Annotated in this window: 16 protein-coding genes; 9 read left to right on the forward strand and 7 right to left on the reverse strand. The window is 68.0% G+C overall.

Features of this window, described 5'->3' with window-relative positions; all coding sequences use genetic code 11:
• Positions 1-18: 18 nt before the first annotated feature.
• A complete protein-coding gene (gene rsgA / locus AC1DW0_RS20910; RefSeq protein WP_056201371.1) occupies positions 19-1,089 on the forward strand; it encodes a ribosome small subunit-dependent GTPase A in 1,071 nt (356 codons plus the stop codon).
• 143 nt (positions 1,090-1,232) lie between these two features.
• On the opposite strand, the gene AC1DW0_RS20915 is transcribed toward rsgA, so the two are convergent.
• The 5 genes from AC1DW0_RS20915 to AC1DW0_RS20935 all read right to left on the reverse strand — a co-directional run bounded on the left by AC1DW0_RS20915 (position 1,233) and on the right by AC1DW0_RS20935 (position 4,640).
• Positions 1,233-2,564 (reverse strand): MBL fold metallo-hydrolase, encoded by a 1,332-nt coding sequence (locus AC1DW0_RS20915; protein WP_457353192.1) that lies wholly within the window; start codon positions 2,562-2,564, stop codon positions 1,233-1,235.
• Positions 2,565-2,753: 189 nt separating this feature from the next.
• A complete protein-coding gene (locus AC1DW0_RS20920) occupies positions 2,754-2,909 on the reverse strand; it encodes a DUF3096 domain-containing protein (RefSeq protein WP_082532451.1) in 156 nt (51 codons plus the stop codon).
• Positions 2,910-3,064: 155 nt separating this feature from the next.
• Positions 3,065-3,373, reverse strand: coding sequence for a luciferase domain-containing protein (locus AC1DW0_RS20925; RefSeq protein WP_235531859.1), 309 nt, complete (start codon positions 3,371-3,373; stop codon positions 3,065-3,067).
• Between the two features lie 290 nt (positions 3,374-3,663).
• Positions 3,664-4,080: a DUF5990 family protein gene (locus AC1DW0_RS20930; RefSeq protein WP_477947743.1), complete on the reverse strand. Its 417-nt coding sequence runs from the start codon at positions 4,078-4,080 to the stop codon at positions 3,664-3,666.
• 29 nt (positions 4,081-4,109) lie between these two features.
• Positions 4,110-4,640 (reverse strand): CbrC family protein, encoded by a 531-nt coding sequence (locus AC1DW0_RS20935; protein WP_477947745.1) that lies wholly within the window; start codon positions 4,638-4,640, stop codon positions 4,110-4,112.
• A 234-nt stretch (positions 4,641-4,874) separates the two neighbouring features.
• Between AC1DW0_RS20935 and AC1DW0_RS20940 the strand changes: the two genes are divergently transcribed.
• The 8 genes from AC1DW0_RS20940 (at position 4,875) to mltB (ending at position 15,769) form a co-directional block, all read left to right on the forward strand.
• Positions 4,875-5,420 (forward strand): hypothetical protein, encoded by a 546-nt coding sequence (locus AC1DW0_RS20940; RefSeq protein ID WP_477947747.1) that lies wholly within the window; start codon positions 4,875-4,877, stop codon positions 5,418-5,420.
• A gap of 10 nt (positions 5,421-5,430) precedes the next feature.
• Positions 5,431-6,528, forward strand: a complete 1,098-nt coding sequence (locus tag AC1DW0_RS20945; RefSeq protein ID WP_477947749.1) for a trypsin-like peptidase domain-containing protein — start codon at positions 5,431-5,433, stop codon at positions 6,526-6,528.
• A gap of 21 nt (positions 6,529-6,549) precedes the next feature.
• On the forward strand, positions 6,550-7,611 hold the full coding sequence (locus tag AC1DW0_RS20950) for a hypothetical protein (protein ID WP_477947751.1): 1,062 nt from the start codon (positions 6,550-6,552) through the stop codon (positions 7,609-7,611).
• Positions 7,608-10,736, forward strand: coding sequence for an ATP-binding protein (locus AC1DW0_RS20955; protein ID WP_477947753.1), 3,129 nt, complete (start codon positions 7,608-7,610; stop codon positions 10,734-10,736). Before AC1DW0_RS20950 ends, AC1DW0_RS20955 begins: the two co-directional genes overlap by 4 nt.
• 92 nt (positions 10,737-10,828) lie before the next feature.
• Complete coding sequence (locus AC1DW0_RS20960; RefSeq protein ID WP_477947755.1) at positions 10,829-11,656, forward strand: ParB N-terminal domain-containing protein; 828 nt, start codon at positions 10,829-10,831, stop codon at positions 11,654-11,656.
• A 50-nt stretch (positions 11,657-11,706) separates the two neighbouring features.
• Positions 11,707-12,690, forward strand: a complete 984-nt coding sequence (locus tag AC1DW0_RS20965) for a DUF58 domain-containing protein (protein WP_056193455.1) — start codon at positions 11,707-11,709, stop codon at positions 12,688-12,690.
• The gene (locus tag AC1DW0_RS20970) at positions 12,687-14,708 is read left to right on the forward strand and encodes a transglutaminase TgpA family protein (RefSeq protein WP_477947758.1); all 2,022 of its coding nucleotides are present in this window, start codon (positions 12,687-12,689) and stop codon (positions 14,706-14,708) included. Before AC1DW0_RS20965 ends, AC1DW0_RS20970 begins: the two co-directional genes overlap by 4 nt.
• Positions 14,705-15,769, forward strand: coding sequence for a lytic murein transglycosylase B (mltB, locus tag AC1DW0_RS20975; protein WP_477947760.1), 1,065 nt, complete (start codon positions 14,705-14,707; stop codon positions 15,767-15,769). The genes AC1DW0_RS20970 and mltB overlap by 4 nt, the downstream gene beginning before the upstream one ends.
• Here the strand turns inward: mltB and AC1DW0_RS20980 are convergent.
• Positions 15,763-16,830, reverse strand: a complete 1,068-nt coding sequence (locus tag AC1DW0_RS20980; RefSeq protein ID WP_457353204.1) for a cyanophycinase — start codon at positions 16,828-16,830, stop codon at positions 15,763-15,765. The genes mltB and AC1DW0_RS20980 overlap by 7 nt on opposite strands.
• Positions 16,831-16,875: 45 nt before the next feature.
• A complete protein-coding gene (locus AC1DW0_RS20985; protein WP_477947762.1) occupies positions 16,876-19,278 on the reverse strand; it encodes a DNA internalization-related competence protein ComEC/Rec2 in 2,403 nt (800 codons plus the stop codon).
• Positions 19,279-19,302 lie beyond the last annotated feature (24 nt).

The raw sequence follows: 19,302 nt of genomic DNA on the forward strand, positions 1-19,302 counted from the left end.
CACTTTCAATGGACTCCCATGATCGAATTCGATTTCGAGACGCTGCACGCCCTCGGGCTCACCCCCGCCATCGCGAGCCGTGCGGTACAACTTCCTCAACCCCATGACGAACCCGGCCTGCGCCTGGCCCGCGTGGTGGAGGCGCAGCGCGACTGCTTCACGCTGCATGACGGCCACACCGAGCTGTTTGCTCGCGCGCTGCCCCGGCTGGTGCAGCAGCTGCAGGCCCAGGTTCAACAGCTGACCATCGGCGACTGGGTCGGCGTTCACATCGACGCGCACGGCCAGGCCTGGATCGCCGACCGGGTCGAGCCCGTCACGCAGATCGCACGCCGCGCCAACGACGGGCGCCGCCAGCCGCTCGCGAGCAACGTCGACGCGGCGCTGCTCGTGATGGGGCTGGACGCCGACTTCAACGCGCGCCGCATGGAGCGCTACATTGCGATGGTGCGCGCCTGCGGCGTGGTGCCGGTCGTCGTGCTCACCAAGCTCGATATCGCGCCGCAAGCGCAGGCACGCATCGCCGAGATGTATGCCCGCCTGCCCGCGACCGTGCCGGTGCTACCGGTCAACGCGCTGACGCGCCAGGCCAGCACCGAGATCGGCCCTTGGCTGCATGCAGGCCAGACGCTGGTGCTGCTCGGCTCCTCGGGCGCCGGCAAGTCCACGCTCATCAACACGCTTGCCAACGCCGGCCAGGCCACGGGCGGCGTGCGCCAGGGCGACGGCCGCGGCCGCCACACGACGACGGCGCGCTCGCTGCACCGCTGCGTGCAAGGCGGCTGCATCATCGACACGCCGGGCCTGCGCACCTTCCGGCCCGATGCTGACGCCAGCACGCTCGCCGCCACCTTCGAGGACGTGCAGGCGCTCGCGCAGCAATGCCGGTTCCGCGATTGCTGCCACGAGAACGAACCCGGCTGCGCCGTGCGCGCCCGCGTCGACGCGGACCGGCTCGACAACTACAAGAAGCTGATGCGCGACGCCCAGCGCGGCGAGCAGACGGCGCTGGAGCGCATAGCGCAGCGCAGCAAGTGGAAGAAGATCGGCAAGGCGGGCAGCCAGCGTGCGCGGGAGAAGAGGGCTTGAGGGGGCTCGAGCAAGACAGCGGCTTGGCAATGCCAGCATCTCATGCAGATGACGACCTCCGATCGCTAGAAGGTGTTCCGACCCGAGAAGAACGCAATCATTTGCGCAGACTGCTCTGGTCTGCATCGGCGGTGGCACGCGTGCTAGTGGGACATAGCCGTCGAATCGCGAGTCATGCGCCGTGTCGGATCGAAGGGATGGTCTCGCCTGGCACCTCGCGTGAGGCCAACGGCGTCAGCGTGCTGGCCCGGTCCGAACTGGCGCAATTCGGCAAAGGTCTTCGCCCAGTCGCTCGGTGGCTGAAATCCTTCACCACAATCGTCACCGACGCTGGTGGAGGAAACGTGCGTGACGGCATCCAACAGTAGCTGACTAAATCGCTTTGTATCCGCAAATCCCAGTTTGTTCTTGACGTCGTGATTTGTAGCCGTGACGACGCCGTTCGACGACAGGATGTACTTGTCGAAATACTGCGTTTGCGCCACGAGCGAAACCTTCTGGCCATCCAGATACCCTTTGAGTGCGTCATCCTTGAATGGATACGGCATGCCCGACCAAAAAGCGTTGAACAGTCCATCCCAGTGGCTCGGCAGGTAAGTCTTCGGATGAATGACCGGGACAACCATTTCCGCCACCGGCTTTCCGCCTGTGCCGATCCATGCGTCGACCTTAGTGAGTCCGGCATCCGTCATTGCAGCGGCCAAGTTGCCAAGAGGTGGCCCGAAGTTCACACCGTCGACCACGATGTCCTTGTCCAGATCGAACGCGCTTGCCGAATTGCTGACGAAGAATGAGAGCTGGCCCTCGGGACTGTCCACCGTGAACAGGTAGGCCCTGTTACCGCCCCCGTTGGGGTAGTCCTCTCCAACGCCGGCGCGAAGGCCTCCGGACTTCGGGTCGGGAATCGGCGGTCGATACAGCTCTCGCGCAAAGTGCTGTATCGGATTGCTTGAGTCGCCGCTGTGGTTCCAGCGAACGACACGCATGGTGATGCCGTCGCCCAGTGAGATCTTTTCGCCGCCGCTGACGCTGCGGCATTGGGACCCGGCTACGCCTTGTGCTGCGGCTTGCATGCAAGTGGATGAGCCGCCAATCATCGGGGCGCCGGTCAGTTTCGCCCACGTGGGGGTGTCCCAACTGTGGTCCCAATGACTGTGGCCGACAACAAGCAGATCGAGCTTGTCAGTCCCCAGCATTGCATCGCGCACCTTGGTGATGGAGGCGACGTCGACGCCTGCCGGCTCCTTCGTGTAGGCATACACGTCATTTGCGTAGACCGGAGACGCCGTGAACAAGTTTTCGGGCAGACGGGAGATGTAGCCGTCCATGACGATGCGCTTGTCGCCGACCTTGAAATACCAATTGGCGATCGACATCCAGGTCATTTCCACCGACGGCGGCGCTGCGTTGGCGACCGACGAGAAGATCGCCGCAACAGCCGCAGAGGGCACCCAGCTCACCAGCTTGTGCTTCATCAAACTTCTCCGGTGGGGCGGATAACCATCTCCAGACGTCGCATATACGGCATTCGGGCATTTCGTGGGTGTTGATAGGCCGCGTGTATTCCTCGGCAATGCGCACTTCGACGCGGCTAGACACCCCGAAAGCAGACCACTTCAACCGTCGGCTCCTGGCCGATCCGCGAAATTGGCAGTGAACCCCGCCTAACCCAGGTGCATCTGACCGGCGCCCACTAAGCCGATCAGCCCGATCACGATCAAGTAGATTGCGACGATGTAGTTGAGCAACCTGGGAACCACGAGGATCAGGATGCCGGCGAGCAGGGAGATGATCGGGGCAAGGCCGAGATGGAGATTCATAGAAATTTCCTTGGTTATCGCACGGCCTCGACGACAAGAGCATCGCCAAGCATGCACTTCAGCCTACCCGAAAGCTGCCGATCGTCAGCGGCGTCTCCTGGCCGATGCCGAGCATCCGCTCAGATCCCTGCAAGCTGAAACCGCCGTTGGACTGCTCATAGCTGCTCGATGGCGACCTTGACCAGTTCGGCGACACGCTCTGCCTCAGCATCGGTATGGAAGCGCACCTCGATCCAAGGCGAGGACGAAGAACGGGTCGGATGGTGAACGGAGCCGGCTGGATGGGAGAGACCCAACGCGCGGATGACCTTCTTTGTGAGTCTCAGGTCGAGTTCATGGTCGTCGTGGAAGTGCGCAAACTCCCTTCCCCTAAAGAATAGAGCTGTACCACCCGAGACAGGAGACGGTTCGGCAGCTAGTCCTTCGATAGAGACAAGCGACTGAAGCAGTTTCAGCTTGAGCATGTTCACGTGGTGCCGACATCGAAGTTGCGTGGAGAGCCTACCTGAAAGCCGTCGTTCGCAACTGACTGCTCATGGCCGGGAGCGGGTCACCGACCCGGCATTCCCGGATGACAGCTACCGCGCTGCCCAACCACTTGCCGCACCCGAATCCGGCCTGCGCATGCCCATGCGACCGAAGTGCGCGTGACTGCTTCACATTGCATGACGGCCATACCAAGTTGTTTGCCCGAGGCCCGCGCGCTGGTTGGCTATCCGGTGACCGCTTGCCAGCCGACCTCTCTGGCGCCAGGTCAGGCCACCTGGCTCCACACCACCGCGTGCGGCTTCACCGAAGCGCAGATGGGGCCGCCATCGGCCATGGTGCCAAGGACACGGGCCTCGATGGCGCCCGCACTGGAAGCCAACACGGCCTCCACGACCTCGCGGGGAATGGAAGCCAGCTTCAACTTGGCGCGGCGCGTCCAGTTGGAGCCCGGCTGTCCCGCGAGAGTGCCCGAGTTGAGGTAGACGAAACGATCCGCTGGCGTGCCCTGAGCGAACTCGCCCAGGAAGTTGACTGACCCATCCGGCAAGGGCAACCCCAGGCGAAGCGACAACTCGAACTGGATCGTCTCGCCCCGCTCAGCCAACGGCGCCAGCAGTTCGGACTTGCCGCGCTGCATGGCGAAGCTGACGCCAGGCGGCGGATCGACGACGACGATCCGCATGCGAAGGCTGGGTGCAGCCAAGCGTTCGCTCACGAGCGATCCCACCCCAGCCGCACCACGCCGCAGTGCCGGCACACGAACTTGTAGAAGGCGTTGTCGCCCGCGGGCTCGTAGTCCGCGGTCGCGCGGGTCCAGTCCTTCTCGGTCAGCCCGTAATGTTGGCGCCAGTCCGCCTTGGTGGCCTCGCTCGCACGCTCCACGTCCTGCACCGACGCATCACCGCGGAACTCGCAGGCGTCGTTGCAATGAGCCAGCCACTCTTCCTGCTGCCAGGACGAGAAGCCCGGCGTTCTCAGGCTCACCTCGTCGACGATCTCCTGCGCCAGCCCCGCCTGCTGGAGCGGATGCGCGTCCGAAAAACTCGCGCCCAGCTTGCTCGCCGCCGAGCCATCCGCAATGCACCAGGGGCACAGCTTCTCGTCCAGATCGCTGGTCGCATAGACCGGCTGCACGTAGACGAAGCCGCGCGCCTGGCCGCAGCAGGCGCAATCGATCTGTCGCGGCTCGATGGCACCGGTGGCCAGCGGGTCGGGGTGATAGCGGAACAAGGGGAGGTCCATGTCGCCACGCTACCAGAGCACCGGCCTCAGCGGCCATCAACGGAGCCTCCAGCCCGCATTCGTATCTGTGGCGGTCCTCGTTTTCAACCCCTTCGGGCTACAACCTTCCAGAGATTTTTCGAGGTCTGTCATCCCCATTCGTGAGTATGCAAGCTTGCGACGGATCGCAAACACTTCCCGGTCCGGACCAGACGCCATCCGTCGAATCCTTCGAAAGAGATTGGGGAGTACAACATGTCTTTGCAGGCCATTGCCGGCGTCGCATACGAACGTCGGAATCCAGTGGGGGTCAAACCGCCCGTCAAGCGCACAGGCCTGGAGGTAGGGCAGTCAGGCTCTGACGGGCAACCACCGCCGCAGCCGTCATCGGTCCCGGCGTCGGCCGCCAAGCAGTTCAGCAGCGCGCTCGAAACGCTGAAGCGCTATATCCCTACCGAGTTCCTCGCGCTGTACCTGCCCTTCCTCGCCATCGCCAAGGACCGCGGCGTGCAGGCGACGGATGTGTCGCTCTTGCTTTACATCGGCTTCATCATCACAACGCCCGTCGCGGTGTTCCTGATCTACCTCGCCAAGGCGACGGAGAACGGAACGGCCAACGCGTGGAAAACGCCGCCCCTCTTCGAATGCGTTCTGGCAACCATCGCCTTCGCCGTGTGGGGGGCGTCGGTGCCGGGCATGTTCGCCGGGCAGCAATGGTGGATCGCGCTGCTGGCGATGGGCAGCGCCTTCGTTCTGCCTCTGCTGGATAGCATCTTCGGCAAGAAGTCCGCCAAGGCCTGAGGAGGACGGCGTGGCACTCGACCTGAACGACTTGGACGGCCCACAGCGAAAGATCGTCCGCGACGCGCTGCTGGCCGCGTTCGACGAGGCCGCGCTCGACATGCTGCTCCAGGACGACATGGATCGACCTCCGCTGGCCCAGCTTGTGGCCAACAAGGGGGGGTTCCAGTTCATGGTCTTCGACCTGGTCAACCTGTCCAGGCGCCAGGGTTGGACTTCAGCGCTGATCGAAGCCGCCGAGGCCGCCAGCGGCAACGCGCGGCTGCGTCGGCTGCGCAAGACGCTGGAGGCGAGCGCCGCGCTGGACGTCGCCGGCATCGACAGGCGCCTGCGGCAGCAAGCCCCGGAAACCAGCGGCCTGGAGCGCATCGTGCGCCCCGGCAGCGCCTTTGCGGACTGGGGGCTGTGGGTGGCGCGCATGGCGGAGATCGGCCATCGCATCTGCCGCATCGAATACCCGATGGGCGTGAAGACGGCAGGCGGCACCGGCTTCCTTGTCGCGCCGGACCTGCTGCTGACCAACCATCACGTCATTGAGGATCATCTGGGCGGCCAACTCAAGCCCGAGGACATCCGCTGCCGCTTCGACTTCGCCGTCGGCGCCACCGCGCCCGCCGCGCCGGTGGGCCTGGCCCATGACTGGCTAGTGGACCACAGCCCGTACAGCGCGCACGACCCCGGCGACGAGGGCGGCCTGCCAGACGCGGGCGAGCTCGACTACGCGCTGCTGCGCCTGGAGCGCGCCGTGGGTGAAGACATGCTGGACGGCGCGGCGCGAGGCTGGATGGAACTGCGCCAGGACCTGCCGCCACCCGATCACAAGGCGATCCTGTTCATCGGCCAGCACCCCAACCTTCAGCCGCTGAAGATGGCCGCGGGCACGGTGGCCGCAGCGAACGCCAACGGCACGCGCCTGCGCTACGACGTCAACACCGAGGGCGGCTCATCCGGGGCACCCTGCTTCGACGAGGCCTTGAACGTTGTCGCGCTGCACCACGGCGGCGACCCCGACTACACGAAGACGTTCGGCGCCTACAACCAAGGCATCCCCCTGCCGCGCATCCTGGCGCTCATGCAAACGCATGGCGTCACCAAGTTCTGGGCCTGACGCGGCCGCTGGCAAGTCATCATGAAACTCGACAACGCCACCAAACGCCAACTCCGCGTGCTGATGACCCAGACGTTCACGGAGAGCGAGCTCGACCTGTTCCTGCAGGACTGGCTGAACACGTCGCTGGACGACATCGCCCCGCTTCAAGACCTTTTCGAGATGAAGTGCCAGCGCATCCTCCTCTGGGCCGAACGCAAAGGCCTGTTTCGCGAACTGCTCGAAGCGCTGGCCGCGAATCATCCGAACCCCGGCATGAGGACGTATTCCGCCGGGGCCCTCGCCGCCGCCACCCCTCAGCCGACCGCGGCGCCGGGCGCCAATTCGCGACCCTATATGGTCAACCTGCGGCCCATGGTGGACCGGGGAACGCTCTGGCAGCACTTGCAGGCCTTCGCCAACGGCACCACAAACAACCGCGTGCTGGTGGTCACCGGCGGCGTGGGCAAGACGTACTCGCGCTGGCCCGTCAGCTACTTCTGCGGCCCGCCTCAGCAGCAGGCCAAACTGGCCTGCGTGGATGCAAACGAGAGCGGGGTCACCAGCGTCGACGCAGGGCGCCTGGCCAACCTGATCGCGACCCGGCTGTGGGGCGACACCAAGCTGGGCAAGGAGAAGAACCTGGCCACGGCCAACCGCATTGGCAGGGACGTCGGCAGCGTGATCGTGCAGCGCCTGGCGGCGCTGGAACAGCCCACCTGGCTGGTCATCGACGAGCTGAACCTCGTGAACCTGGATCAGTCGGCCATTGAACTGCTGGGCCGGCTGTGCCAGGCGGTGGACGGCAGCGAGTGCCCCAACGTCTGGTTGCTGCTGTTCGGACTGAACCCGAGCAAGCTGGGCTCCCGCGGCAGCTTCCTCGTTGTGGACCAAGTGGCTCGGCCCCAACCCCAGGACATCGAGGACTACCTCACCTGGTTCGCGCAGAGCATCAAGAAAACACCGCCGCCGGCGGCCCTGGCGGCCTCCGTCGCGCAACTGGACGCCGCCCTGACCGCCGACCCCAATCACGAGACCTGGCAATCCTTCCATGCCGTGCTCAGGCAGCAATGCAGTGCCATCGCCGCGGGAGTGGCGTCATGAAGGCCGCCGGCTACGAAGGCGGCGACGCACCGTCAGGCTCGCCGCGCGAAGACGCGCTCGCATGGCTGCGCAACACCGAGCTCGACCAGGAGGCTGAATGGCTGGTGCAGCCCTATGTAGACGCGGCCGCCGTGCTCTCCGCATTCCAGCTGAGCCTGCTGCAACCAGCGGGCAAACCGCACGCTGGGGAGCGCATGGACGCGCTGATGGAGTTGACCAACCGGTGTATCGTGGTAGGCGATCCGCGCGCCGACGTTTGGCAGCTGCAGGAGTCCTGCCGACGCGTCGCGCTACGCCGGCTGGGCAGCCGGTCCAGGATGCGCGCTGCGCGCGAAGCCAACCCAAGACCCGCGGTCGACCCCGTGCAACAGGCCTTCGACAAGCTGATCCAGGCCAAGGGTGTGCCCGCGATCGAGAAGCTGTCGCTGGAGGAGCTGCTCGGCATGGAGCAGGTCGTGCGCTGGCTGGATGGCGTCGTCGCGCAGCTGCCGTCGCGGGACGAGCTGGCCTCCCGCATCGCGCGCGAGCAGCAACTCGCGCCCATACGCAAGATCGCTGAGGGCTTCGTGGACCGCAAGCCCAATCGCGAGGACCTGGCCGACTACGTGGGCACACTGCCGCCGGGCCAGCTCTGGCGCGGGCTGCGACGCGGCTTCAAGTACGTGGCCTACCGCATGGACCAGCGCCCGCCCCTACACCTGCACGGCCCGGGCGGCATCGGCAAGTCGGCGCTGCTGGCGCGCTTCATCCTGGACCACACACGGCCTGATGACAACCCGCACCCACTGCCCTTCGTCTACCTGGACTTCGACCGCGCCTCGCTCGACCCGGCGCGGCCCGATACCCTGCTGGAGGAGTCGATCCGCCAGCTGCTGATCCAGTTCCCGGCCGCTGAGCTGGGCCTGGAAAGCCTGGGCGATGAAGCACGCGAACAGAGCGCGCGCTTCGATGGCGTCGAGATCTCCAAGAGCAGCGCCTTCGATGCGCACGAGAACCTGGTGCGGCGCTTTTGCCGGGTGCTGGAGCTGATCGCGTCCAGCAACGACCAGCCCGTGCTCATGGTGCTCGACACGCTGGAAGAGGCCGAGTACCAGGGGCTAAGCGCCATGCTGGTCACCTGGGACCTGCTGGCCGACCTGCTGCGCCGGGTGGACCGGCTGCGCATCGTCACGGCCGGCCGCTCCGCACTCCCAAGCGAGCTGAAGCGCGAGCCCGTTGAGCTGCTGGGCCTGCCGCTAGATGCCGCCGTGGACCTCATCATCCAGCGCACCGGCAGCGACCCGAATGGCCCGGTCAGCCGGGAGGATGCACAAGCCATCGTGGGCATGGTGGGCACCGTGCCGTTGAGCCTCGCGCTGGCCTCGCAGGTCGTGCTGAACGAGGGCGTCATCGGCCTGCGCTACGCGGTCTCGCGCCATCGCATGTTCTCCAAGATCAAGGCTGAGCAGCAGCAGGGCATGCTGCATCGGCGCATCCTGAACCATGTGCGCATGCACGATCTCGAGCTCTGGAAGGTCGCCAACCCAGGGCTGGTGGTCAGGCGCATCACGGTGGACATCATCGAGGAGGTGCTCGCCGAGCCCTGCGGCCTGGCGCTGCCGGACCGCCATACGGCCAACCAGCTGTTCCATCAACTGGCACGCGAGGTGGGCCTGATGGACCCGTACCGCGAGCCCGGCGCGCTGTGGCATCTGCCTGCCGTGCGCCGCATCATGCTGCCCGACCTGCTGGCCACGCTGGGCGAGCTGCCGCAGGCCATCCACGCGGCAGCGGCCGGCTACTACCGAGGCAAGCCGGGCACGATCGAGCGCGCGGAAGAGATCTATCACCGCCTCTGGCTCGACGAGGATGCCGACACCCTGGACGCGCTGTGGAGCACCGAACTGGAGCCCTATCTGCGCGGCACGCTGGAGGAGTTCAAGCCGCGCGCGCGCATCTGGCTGGCCGACAAGCTGGGCGTCGAGCTGCCCACCGAGTTGCGCGAGCAGGCCGAGGACGACGTCTGGGAACGCCAGACGGAGCGGCGCGTACGCACGCTGCTGGGACGCAACCTGCTGGTCGAGGCCCTGGCCGCGGTGCGGGAGCGCGACCGCCTGCAGCACCCCAGCCCCCTGCACGCGCTGGAGGCGGACATCCAGAAGCTCATGGGCGACACGGCCGCGGCCTTCGCCACGCTCACCGAAGGGCTGGGCATCGCCGAGCGCGCGGGCGATGCCGGCGCGCGGCTGCAGATGGTGCTGCGCCTGATGTTCCTCCACGAGGCGGCCGACGACCTCGTCACCGCCTGGCCGCAAGCCTTGCTGGCCCTGGAGCTCGCGCAGACCGTGCACGATCCGCTGCAATTTCTCAGCGCGGCGGCGGCCGTGCTGCGCCTCAAGCGCAAGGTCGAAGCCAAGGGGCTGGACAAGCAGGGCGCCCGCGCGCTTGGCCACGTCGTGGAGCAACGCGCCTTTGAAACCTTCACCAAAGGCGTGCACCAAGCGGTGCTAGCACTGACGCACAGCAACGAGGTGCGCGTGGACCTGCGGTCACGGCCGTCGCTGCACACCGAGGTGGCCGCCGAACTGGGTGAGGACAATCTGGAGCTGCTGCTCGAAGCCATTTCCCAGCGCGGCATCACGCCCGAGGACTTGCTCGCCCTGCGGGACTACGCGGCGCAATCACTGCAAAAAGAGCAGGTGTTGCCGGCCTGGGTCTACGACGCCGACACCTCGCGCGGCATTGGCCGCCAGGTCGCCGAACTCGTGCCCGTGATTCCCGGCTTCTTCACCGAGCGGCTGCGCCTGACCGTGGAGGACTCGCTCACGCGCACGGTCAACCCACGCGGCGCGACCGCCAGCCCGGAACGCTCCACCGGACCGGACCCGTACCAGATGGCCTCATTGACCGAGCTGGTCACCATGCGCTTCTCGCCAAGAGACCTCGAACTTCTCGTGCGCGACTCCTTCGACCAAAGTCTCGACGACATCTCCAGCCCTGGCGCGTCACACCGGCAGCGTGCGTCGGATCTGCTCCATTACGCCGCGCAGCGCGGCTGGCTGCCACAGCTCATCGACAGGCTGGCCGACAGCCACCGCGACGACGACGACCTGCTGCGCTTGAGTGCCAGGCGGCAGCGCCGCTGAAGGACTGCGCACTGAGATCGTCGAAATGACCGCCCCATTCCGGCACTCCCTAGAATTCGCGCCCCTTCTCCCAGCTCCCTGCACCCGGCTCCATGGACATCGTCGTCAACGAAGAACTCAAGGCTTACATCGATCCATTGACGGCGGAGGAACACGAGGCCCTGGAGCGCAGCATCCTGGCCGAGGGCTGCCGCGATGCGCTGGTGCTGTGGGGCGACGTGCTGGTGGACGGGCACAACCGCTACGGCATCTGCAGCAAGCACGGGCTGCCCTTCCAGACGGTGCAGAACCCTCGCTTCAAGTCCATGGAGGACGTGCATCTGTGGATGATCGACCAGCACCTGGGCCGGCGCAGCATCTCGGACTTCCAGCGCGGCGTGCTGGCGCTGCGCAAGCGCGAGATCGTGGCCGAGCGGCGTGCGCGCAGCGCGGCTGTGGAAGCGGCTGAGCCCGTCGCCCAGGCAGCGGCACCGGCACCCGCCCAGGACGCCCTGCAAACGCGCGAGGCCCTGGCCAAGGCCGCGCGCCTGAGCAGCAACCAGGTGGTGATGATCGAGAAGATCCAGAAGCAGGCCACGCCCGAGGTGGTGGCCGCGGTGAAGGCCGGCGCGATCTCGATCAATGCGGCCGCGGCCGTCGCCACCCTGCCGGCCGAGGAACAGGCAGCTGCTGCGGCGGCCGGCGCGCAAGAGCTCAAGCAGGCAGCCAAGCGCGTGCGCGAGACCAAGCGCAAGCCGCCCGCGGCCGACCTGGCGCCGGATGCGGCCGAGGCTGCCGCGCCGGAGCACACGGTGGAGTCTCTGCGCCAGCGTATTGCCACGTTGGAGGCCGAGAACGCGGCGTTGCGGCAGGAACTGGCAGCGCTTCGCCCACAGCCGTCCTCGCCCCACCCTGTCGAGGAAGCGCAAGCACCTTTCTGAACACCCCCAGGTCACGCTGAGGCTTGCGAACCCCACGTATCCTCTGACCCATGGCTCCCGTCCAAGCCCTGCGCCAACGCTGGCAAGCCTGGTGGCAGGCCCGCCAGTCGCCGGCCGACACCCACCAGACGACGCAGCGCAACGTCTACATCGTGCCGACCTGGGCCGGCGTGGCCTTCTGCGGCACGCTGGGCGTGCTGCTGCTGGCCAGCATCAACGAGCAGCTGAGTCTGGGTTACGCGCTGACCTTTGCGCTGACCGGCGCGGGCCTGGCGTCCATGCACACCACCCACGCCAACCTGCGCGGCCTGCAGATGGATCTGAAGGCGCCTGAGGGCGTGCACGCCGGTGACGAGTACGCGCTGGAGCTGCGCCTGCACAACCCGGGCAGCGCGCGCTTCGGCATCGCCGTCAGCGCGCAGCTCGACAGCGGCGCCACCGAGCCGGCCTGGATCGACGTGCCGGCCCTGGGCCATGCAGTGCTGAAACTGCGCCTGCCGGCTGACAAGCGTGGCCTGCGCGAGCTGCCCCGCCTCATCGTCACGACACGCTTTCCGCTCGGCTTCTTCCGCGCCTGGAGCTATTGGCGGCCTGCAGCCAAGGTCTGGGTCTACCCGCGGGCCGAGGAGGTGCTGGCGCCCTTCCCCACCCAGGCCGAGGCAGGCGCTGGCGAAGCCGCGTCGACACGCCAGTCCTCCAGCGGCACCGATTTCTCCGGCGTGCGCAGCTACCGCCGCGGCGACTCGATGAAGCAGATCCTGTGGCGCAAGTCCGCGCTGGCGCTGGACCAGGGCCTGCCGCTGTGGGTGCGCGAGACCGAGGCGCCGCTGGCCCAGGACCTGTGGCTGGACTGGCGCGACACCCAGGGTCGCGATGTCGAGGCACGCCTGTCGCGCCTGGCCGCTTGGGTTCTGGCGGCTGAACGCCTGGGCCAGCCCTATGGCTTGCGCATGGCGGGGCGTGACCTCACGCCTTCCCTCGGGGCGGCCCACCGCCAAGCTTGCCTCGAAGCCCTCGCGGGGTTTGACGCATGAATGGTTTAGCTGCCTGGTGGGCCCGCCTGCCGCGTGACGCGCGCGACAGCTTCTTCCTGCTCGGCGTCATCACGGCCGTCATCGCGCCGCATGCCGACCACCTGCCCTGGTGGAGCAGCGCATTGACCACCGTCGTGCTGGCCTGGCGCGCCTCGCTGGCCTGGCGCCAGCGGCCGCTGCCTGGGCGCTGGTGGCTGGCCGCCGTCATCGCGGTCTACACGGGCCTGACCTGGCTGACCTTTCGCACGCTGATCGGCCGCGAGGCCGGCATCACGCTGCTGGTCATGCTGATGGCGCTCAAGACCATGGAGCTGCGCGCGCGCCGCGATGCCTTCGTCGTCTTCTTCCTCGGCTTCTTCCTGGTGCTGACGCAGTTCCTGTACTCGCAGTCGCTGCTGATGGCGGTCTGGTCACTGGCGTCGCTGTGGGGGCTGCTGGCCGCCGTCGTGCTGGCGCAGATGCCCACGGGCATCCCCAGCATCGGCATCGCGGCAAGGCACGCTGCCGGCACCACGGCGCTGGGCCTGCCCGTCATGGTGCTGCTCTTCGTGCTGTTCCCGCGCATCGCGCCGCTGTGGGGCGTGCCGACCGAGGCCATCGGCCGCACGGGCCTGTCCAACCAGCTCGAGTTCGGCGCGATGAACGAGATCGCCAACGACGAGAGCATCGCGATGCGGCTGAAGTTCGAGGGGGCCTTGCCGCCGCCCGACCAGCGCTATTTCCGCGGCCCGGTGCTGACCCGCTTCGACGGCAAGACCTGGCGCGCCTATGACTCCCGCTCCAGCCAGAGCTGGCTGCGCGGCCGCGACGACCTGGCCACGGCCGGCCCGGCGCTGCGCTATGAAATGACGCTGGAGCCGCTGCGCATCTCGGTGCTGCCCCTGCTGGAGATGAGCCCAGGCGGCGTCGGCAGCGAGTTGAACCTGACCGACCTGACCGTCGTGCGCGGGCCCGAGCTGCAATGGCTGTCGCCACGCCCCATCACCGAGAGGCTGAGGGTGGCAACCAGCGCCCACACGGCCTGGCGGGCCGGCGAGCGCCGCAACCGCCTGCAACTGACCACCGACCTCGACCTGCCCGCCGGTCTCAATCCGCGCACCCGTGCCTGGGCCGAGCTGCTGGCCGGCGAGGCGCGCTTTGCCACGCTGGGGCCGGGCCCGCGTGCCGAGGCTCTGGCCGCAGCCCTTCTGGAACACATCCGCAGCCAGGACTTCACTTACACCCTCACCCCCGGCCGCTATGGCGAGACCTCGCCCCACGTCATCGACGAGTTCTGGCTGGACCGGCGCCTGGGCTTTTGCGAGCACTTCGCCTCCGCCTTCGTCGTCGTCATGCGCGCCATGGGCGTGCCGGCGCGCATCGTCACCGGCTTCCAGGGTTGGGACGCCGAACCCCAGGACGGCTATCAGGTCGTGCGCAACGCCAATGCCCATGCGTGGGCCGAGTTCTGGGTCGAAGGCCGCGGCTGGGTGCGCAGCGATCCGACCGCCGCCGTGGCGCCCAACCGCGTCACCCAGGGCCTGGCGCTGCGGCCGCAGCCCGGCGTGCTGGGCCAGTTCAACCCGACGCTGTGGCGGGCCATGCGCAATGGCTGGGAGACCGTCAACAACCGCTGGCAGCAACTGGTGCTGAATTATTCGCGCGACAACCAGTTCGACCTGCTCAAGCGCCTGGGCTTCAGCCAACCCGACTGGACGGCGCTGGGCCAGGCCCTGGCCGGCGTCATCCTCGTGCTGGCCGTGGCAGGCGCCGCCTGGATACGCTGGAGCAGCCGGCCGCACGACGCCTGGAGCCGCCAGCGGGCGCGCATAGCCGCCCTGCTGACCCGTGCGGGCGTGAGCATCCCCGCCCACGAGAGTCCGGCCGCCTGGGCGCGCGCGCTGCGCCGCCAGCATGGCCAGAAGGCCGAGCCGGCCGCGCAGTGGCTGGAGAAGCTGGAGCGCTCGCGCTACGCCCCTGACGCATCGGCGCCCGCCTGGGGCGAGTTCCGCGCCGCGGCCCGTATGCTGCAGCCGTGAATTTCCGATACCTCCCCCTGCTGGCCGGCCTGCTGCTGGCTTGTGCCGTCCACGCCAAACCCCGCCACGCCAAGCCGGCGCCGCCTCCTGAACCGCTGGGCAACCGCCCCGCCCTCGTCGCCTTTGCCGACGAGCTTGCGGCATCGCAAAGCTGGGACGCCACCGCGCTGCGCGAGCAGCTCAGCAAGGCCCTGGACCTGCCGCGCGTGCGGCAGCTCATCCTGCCGGCGGCCGTCGGCACAGCCAAGAACTGGACGGCCTACCGCGACCGCTTCATCGAGCCCAGGCGCCTGGACGCCGGCGTGGCCTTCTGGGCCGAGCACGAGGCCGCGCTGGCGCGTGCCGAGAGCACCTACGGCGTGCCGGCCGAGGTCGTCGTCGGCATCATTGGCGTCGAGACCTTCTATGGCCGCATCACCGGGGGCTTCAAGGTGCTGGACGCGCTGGCGACGCTGGCCTTCGACTTTCCCACCGAGCACCCGCGCGCCGCCGAACGCCAGGCCTTCTTCCGCGGCGAGCTGGCCGAGTTCCTCAAGCTCTGCCGCGAGAACGGCCTGGACGCCGGCGAGGTGCGCGGCAGCTATGCCGGGGCCCTGGGCTGGCCGCAATTCATGCCCGGCAGCTGGCGCCAGCATGCGGTGGACTTCGACGGCGATGGCCGCATCGACTTGATCGCCAGCCCGGTGGACGCCATCGGCAGCGTGGCCCACTACCTGTCCGAGTACGGCTGGAAGCCCGGCGAGGCGACGCACTACAGCGTCAAACTGCCCGCTGACCGCCGCGAGCGGGCGCGCCTGCTGGCGCCAGATATCAAGCCCAGCTTCACTGCCGCCGACCTCAGCGCCGCCGGCGCCCTGCCCTCCGAGGCCGCACTCGCCCATGAGGGCCCCCTGGCCGTCATCGAACTGCAGAACGGGCCGAAGAAAGCGACCACCGTGCTGCTGGGCACGCGGAATTTCTGGACGGTCACGCGCTACAACTGGTCGGCCTATTACGCGCTGGCCGTCATCGAGCTCGGCCAGGCCGTGGCCCGGGCGCGCCAAGCCTCCAAAGCTCAGTAGGGGTTGGGCATCAACACGCCCGTCTCCACCGAGATGAAATACGGCGACACGGTCGGCCAAGTGGCCAGGTTGTATTGCCCGCCGGCCGTGCGTTTCTCGACCTGCAGGCTGCGGAAGGTCAGCGGCTTCTTGGCCTGCACCGTCGTCGGCGCCAGCGTCGGCTTGAGAAAGTAGGCGCGACCGGTGCGGCCGCCCAGGCCGTCGTCATTGCCCATGACGGTGGCGATATCGCCGTCGACAACGACGGCCGTCTGCTCATCCACGCCGATGCCGCGCAGCGTCTGCCAGCCGGCCCAGCCGTCAGCCGACAGGCGGGCCAGGAAGGTGACAAGGCGGCCCATGCGGTCGCGAGCGACGAGGTGGGCGTCGGTGATGACGTTCGCCATCAGCGGCAGCGCATTCAGGAAGCTGCGGTCCAGCGTGACGCCGCGGTCATAGGGGTTGGCCATGGCGGTGGCCGACGACACCGACTGGTTGGCGCCCGAGTAGTCGAACTGCCCGAGCACGGCCAAGCCGGCGCTGGTGCCGCCAAAGGGCACCTTGCGCGCCACCGCTGCCTTCATCGCGGCCTCCAGCGGTGTGCCAGCCCACTGGGCGATATAGGTGGACTGGTCGCCACCGGCGATGAACAGCACGTCGGCCCGCGCCACCAGGTCCAGCACCTCGGGCGCGCTGGCGCCGGCCCGTGTCTTGAGCACAATGGACTCGACCGAGTCGACGCCGTCCATGGCCATCAGATAGGCGTTGTAGCCGTCGGCGCCCGAGGTGCGCAGAATGACAACGTCGACCTTGGCCGCCGTACCGCCACGCGCCTTGGCGATCATGGCGCGGAAGGCGTCGTCGACGTCGAGGCCACCGCCCATCAGCACGAGCTGGTTGCTCGCTGGCTGGGGAGGCAGCGCATCGGCGGCGCTGCCGCTGCGGTAGAGGTCGTAGTCCTTGTTGCCGGCCGTGGCCTTGGCGCCGCTGCCGGCACTGCCACCGCCCGCTGCGGCGGCCAGGCTCACGCAGAGCAGGCCCAACGAGACGATGCGACGGGCCCAGATATCCAAGCGCTTCATGTGATTTTCCCAGGTGATGGCTGGGCGAGTGTGGCAGCCCCGGCGTCAGAAGGCCAGCTCGGCCTCGGCCGTTGGCGCCTCTTCAACCAGAGGGCCGTCCAGGCCCGAAATGACCGGACTGCGGTCCAACCAATAGCGCTGGCGAAGCTCGCGCTCGCAGCTCGACTCGAGCGTCGCGCTCTGCCAGCGCCAGGCGCCGCAGGCCGGGCTGGCAACGACGGCGATGCCCGCGGCCTGGTAGCGCGCCAGCACCGGCGGCGCGGGATGGCCAAAGCGGCTGCGGTAGCCGGCCTGCACGACACCGACGCTCGGCGCAACGGCGGCCAACAGCTCGGCGCTGGATGAGGTCTTGCTGCCGTGGTGCGGTACGAGCAGCACCTCGGCATGCAGATCAGCCTCGCGCTTCACGAGCTGCCGCTCCTGCTCGGCCTCCAGGTCGCCCGCCAGCAGCGCGCGTCGGCCCGAAGCCGCCGTGATGCGCAATACGCAAGACAGGTCGTTAGACCGGAAGCCGCCCCCGTAATGGGCCAGCGTGGGGTGCAGTACGTCAAAGCGCACGCCGTCCCAGGTCCAGGTCTGGCCGGCTTCGCAGCGCTGTACGGGCAGCCCGACGCCGAGCAGCGGATGGCCCGGCTCCAGCGAGCTGCGCAGCTCTCCCACCGAGAGCGCCTGCATCAAAGTCGCCGCGCCGCCGACGTGGTCACCATCGCGGTGGCTGAGCATCAGCATGTCCAACCGGTGCACGCCCAGGCGACGCAGCAGTGGCAGCAGCACCCGCTCGCCAGCGTCCGAGCCCGGCGCATAAACCGGGCCGGTGTCGAAAAGCAGCGCATGGCCACGGGTACGGACCAGCACCGCGTTGCCCTGGCCGATGTCCGGCGCCAGCAGTTCGAACTCGCCGTCAGGTGGGCGCGGCACGGCCGGCCACAGCAGCGGCAGCGTCATCAGCAGACCTGCAGCGCGCAACCGCCAGGGCAGCCTCAGCGCGATCAGCACGGCGCCCAGCAATGCCAGTGCCTGCGACCACAGTGGCGCCGCCGGCAGCCACCACACCGCCGCTGGCCAGGCGATCAGCAGCTTGAGCCAGGCCATCAAGGCCTGCATCAGCACGGCGGCCAGTGCCCACAGCGGCGTGAACAGGCCGCCCAGCAAAGCCAGCGGCGTGATGACGAAGCTGATCAGCGGGATGGCAACGAGGTTGGCCAGCAGGCCGACGACGGAGAGCTGCGCAAAGCAGATCAGGCTCAGCGGCGCGAGGCCGATGGTCGCGATGGCCTGGGTGCGCAGCGCCGCCTTGCATCTGGCGCGCCAGCCGTCTGCGTGCTCGCCGCCGGCCGCCATCAACAGGCCCACGGCGCCGAAGGACAGCCAGAAGCCCGGCTGCATCAGCGCCCAGGGGTCGGCTGCCGTGACGATGACGGCGGCCGCCAGCAGCATCAGCGGCCAGGGCCAGCGCAGGCCAAGGCTGCGCAGAGCGGCGACGGCGGCCAGCATGATGACGGTGCGCTGCGCCGGCACGCCCCAGCCCGAGAACAGCGCATAGACGAAGGCCACCGCCACGCCCAGCCAACGTGCCGCCGTGGGCGCGGGCATGCGCAGGCAGAGCCAGCGGCTGCGGCGCCACAGCGGCGCGACGAGTGCAGAGGCCAGCCAACCGAGCAGGACGACGTGACTTCCTGAGACCGACAGGAGATGACTCACCCCGGTATCGCGAAACAGATTCCAGTCGCTGTGGGTAATGGCGTTCTGGTCGCCCAGGCTCAGCGCCGCCAGCACGCCGGCCATACCAGGGTCGGCCACGCGTTCGCGGATGGCGGTGCGCAGGCGCTGGCGCGCGGCGTCCAGCGACCACCAGGGCGCCGCCTGCAATCGCTCGGCCGTGCGCACGACGCCACTGGCACGCAGGCCTTGCTCGAACAGCCACAGCTCGACATCGAAACCGCCCGGATTGGCCAGGCCATGGGCGCGCTTGAGGCGGGCGGTAAAGCGCCAGCGCTCGCCCGCAGTGATGGGCGCTGAGTCATAGGCCAACAGCATCAAACGTCGCGGCACTTCGGGCGGCAGCGCTGTGCCCGTTGCGCCGACCGAGTCCACGGCAAATTCAAAGCGCCAACCCGGCGCGCCCCCCTGGCCGGTGACGGCGATGGGCAGCGAATCGATGCGGCCGCCCAGCACCAGATCGCGGCCTTCCCAGGCCGGATGCAGCTCGGGCTTCATGCGCAGCTCGGCGCGCAACCCGGCCTGTGTGAATGCGAGCACCGCGACCGCTGCGGCCAAGGCCAGCCAATGGCGACGGTGCAGCAGCAGGAACAGCAAGAACGCCAAGACCAGCAGCGCATATTCGGCCGCCATCGGCAGTCGCTCGCAGCATTGCAGCAGCACCAGGCCACCCAGCCAGGCCAGGCCCGTCGCCACCAGTTCGCGCACGCCCCACGGCCGCTGAGCCAATGCCCCTCCCCTGTCCCGCCTTAT

The sequence above is a fragment of the Roseateles sp. P4_D2 genome, from assembly GCF_056401875.1.

Coding starts and splice junctions, on each gene's coding strand:
- rsgA (WP_056201371.1), top strand. CDS start 19: ATGATCGAATTCGATTTCGAGACGCTGCACGCCCTCGGGCTCACCCCC.
- AC1DW0_RS20915 (WP_457353192.1), bottom strand. CDS start 2,564: ATGAAGCACAAGCTGGTGAGCTGGGTGCCCTCTGCGGCTGTTGCGGCG.
- AC1DW0_RS20920 (WP_082532451.1), bottom strand. CDS start 2,909: ATGAATCTCCATCTCGGCCTTGCCCCGATCATCTCCCTGCTCGCCGGC.
- AC1DW0_RS20925 (WP_235531859.1), bottom strand. CDS start 3,373: ATGCTCAAGCTGAAACTGCTTCAGTCGCTTGTCTCTATCGAAGGACTA.
- AC1DW0_RS20930 (WP_477947743.1), bottom strand. CDS start 4,080: ATGCGGATCGTCGTCGTCGATCCGCCGCCTGGCGTCAGCTTCGCCATG.
- AC1DW0_RS20935 (WP_477947745.1), bottom strand. CDS start 4,640: ATGGACCTCCCCTTGTTCCGCTATCACCCCGACCCGCTGGCCACCGGT.
- AC1DW0_RS20940 (WP_477947747.1), top strand. CDS start 4,875: ATGTCTTTGCAGGCCATTGCCGGCGTCGCATACGAACGTCGGAATCCA.
- AC1DW0_RS20950 (WP_477947751.1), top strand. CDS start 6,550: ATGAAACTCGACAACGCCACCAAACGCCAACTCCGCGTGCTGATGACC.
- AC1DW0_RS20955 (WP_477947753.1), top strand. CDS start 7,608: ATGAAGGCCGCCGGCTACGAAGGCGGCGACGCACCGTCAGGCTCGCCG.
- AC1DW0_RS20960 (WP_477947755.1), top strand. CDS start 10,829: ATGGACATCGTCGTCAACGAAGAACTCAAGGCTTACATCGATCCATTG.
- AC1DW0_RS20965 (WP_056193455.1), top strand. CDS start 11,707: ATGGCTCCCGTCCAAGCCCTGCGCCAACGCTGGCAAGCCTGGTGGCAG.
- AC1DW0_RS20970 (WP_477947758.1), top strand. CDS start 12,687: ATGAATGGTTTAGCTGCCTGGTGGGCCCGCCTGCCGCGTGACGCGCGC.
- AC1DW0_RS20980 (WP_457353204.1), bottom strand. CDS start 16,830: ATGAAGCGCTTGGATATCTGGGCCCGTCGCATCGTCTCGTTGGGCCTG.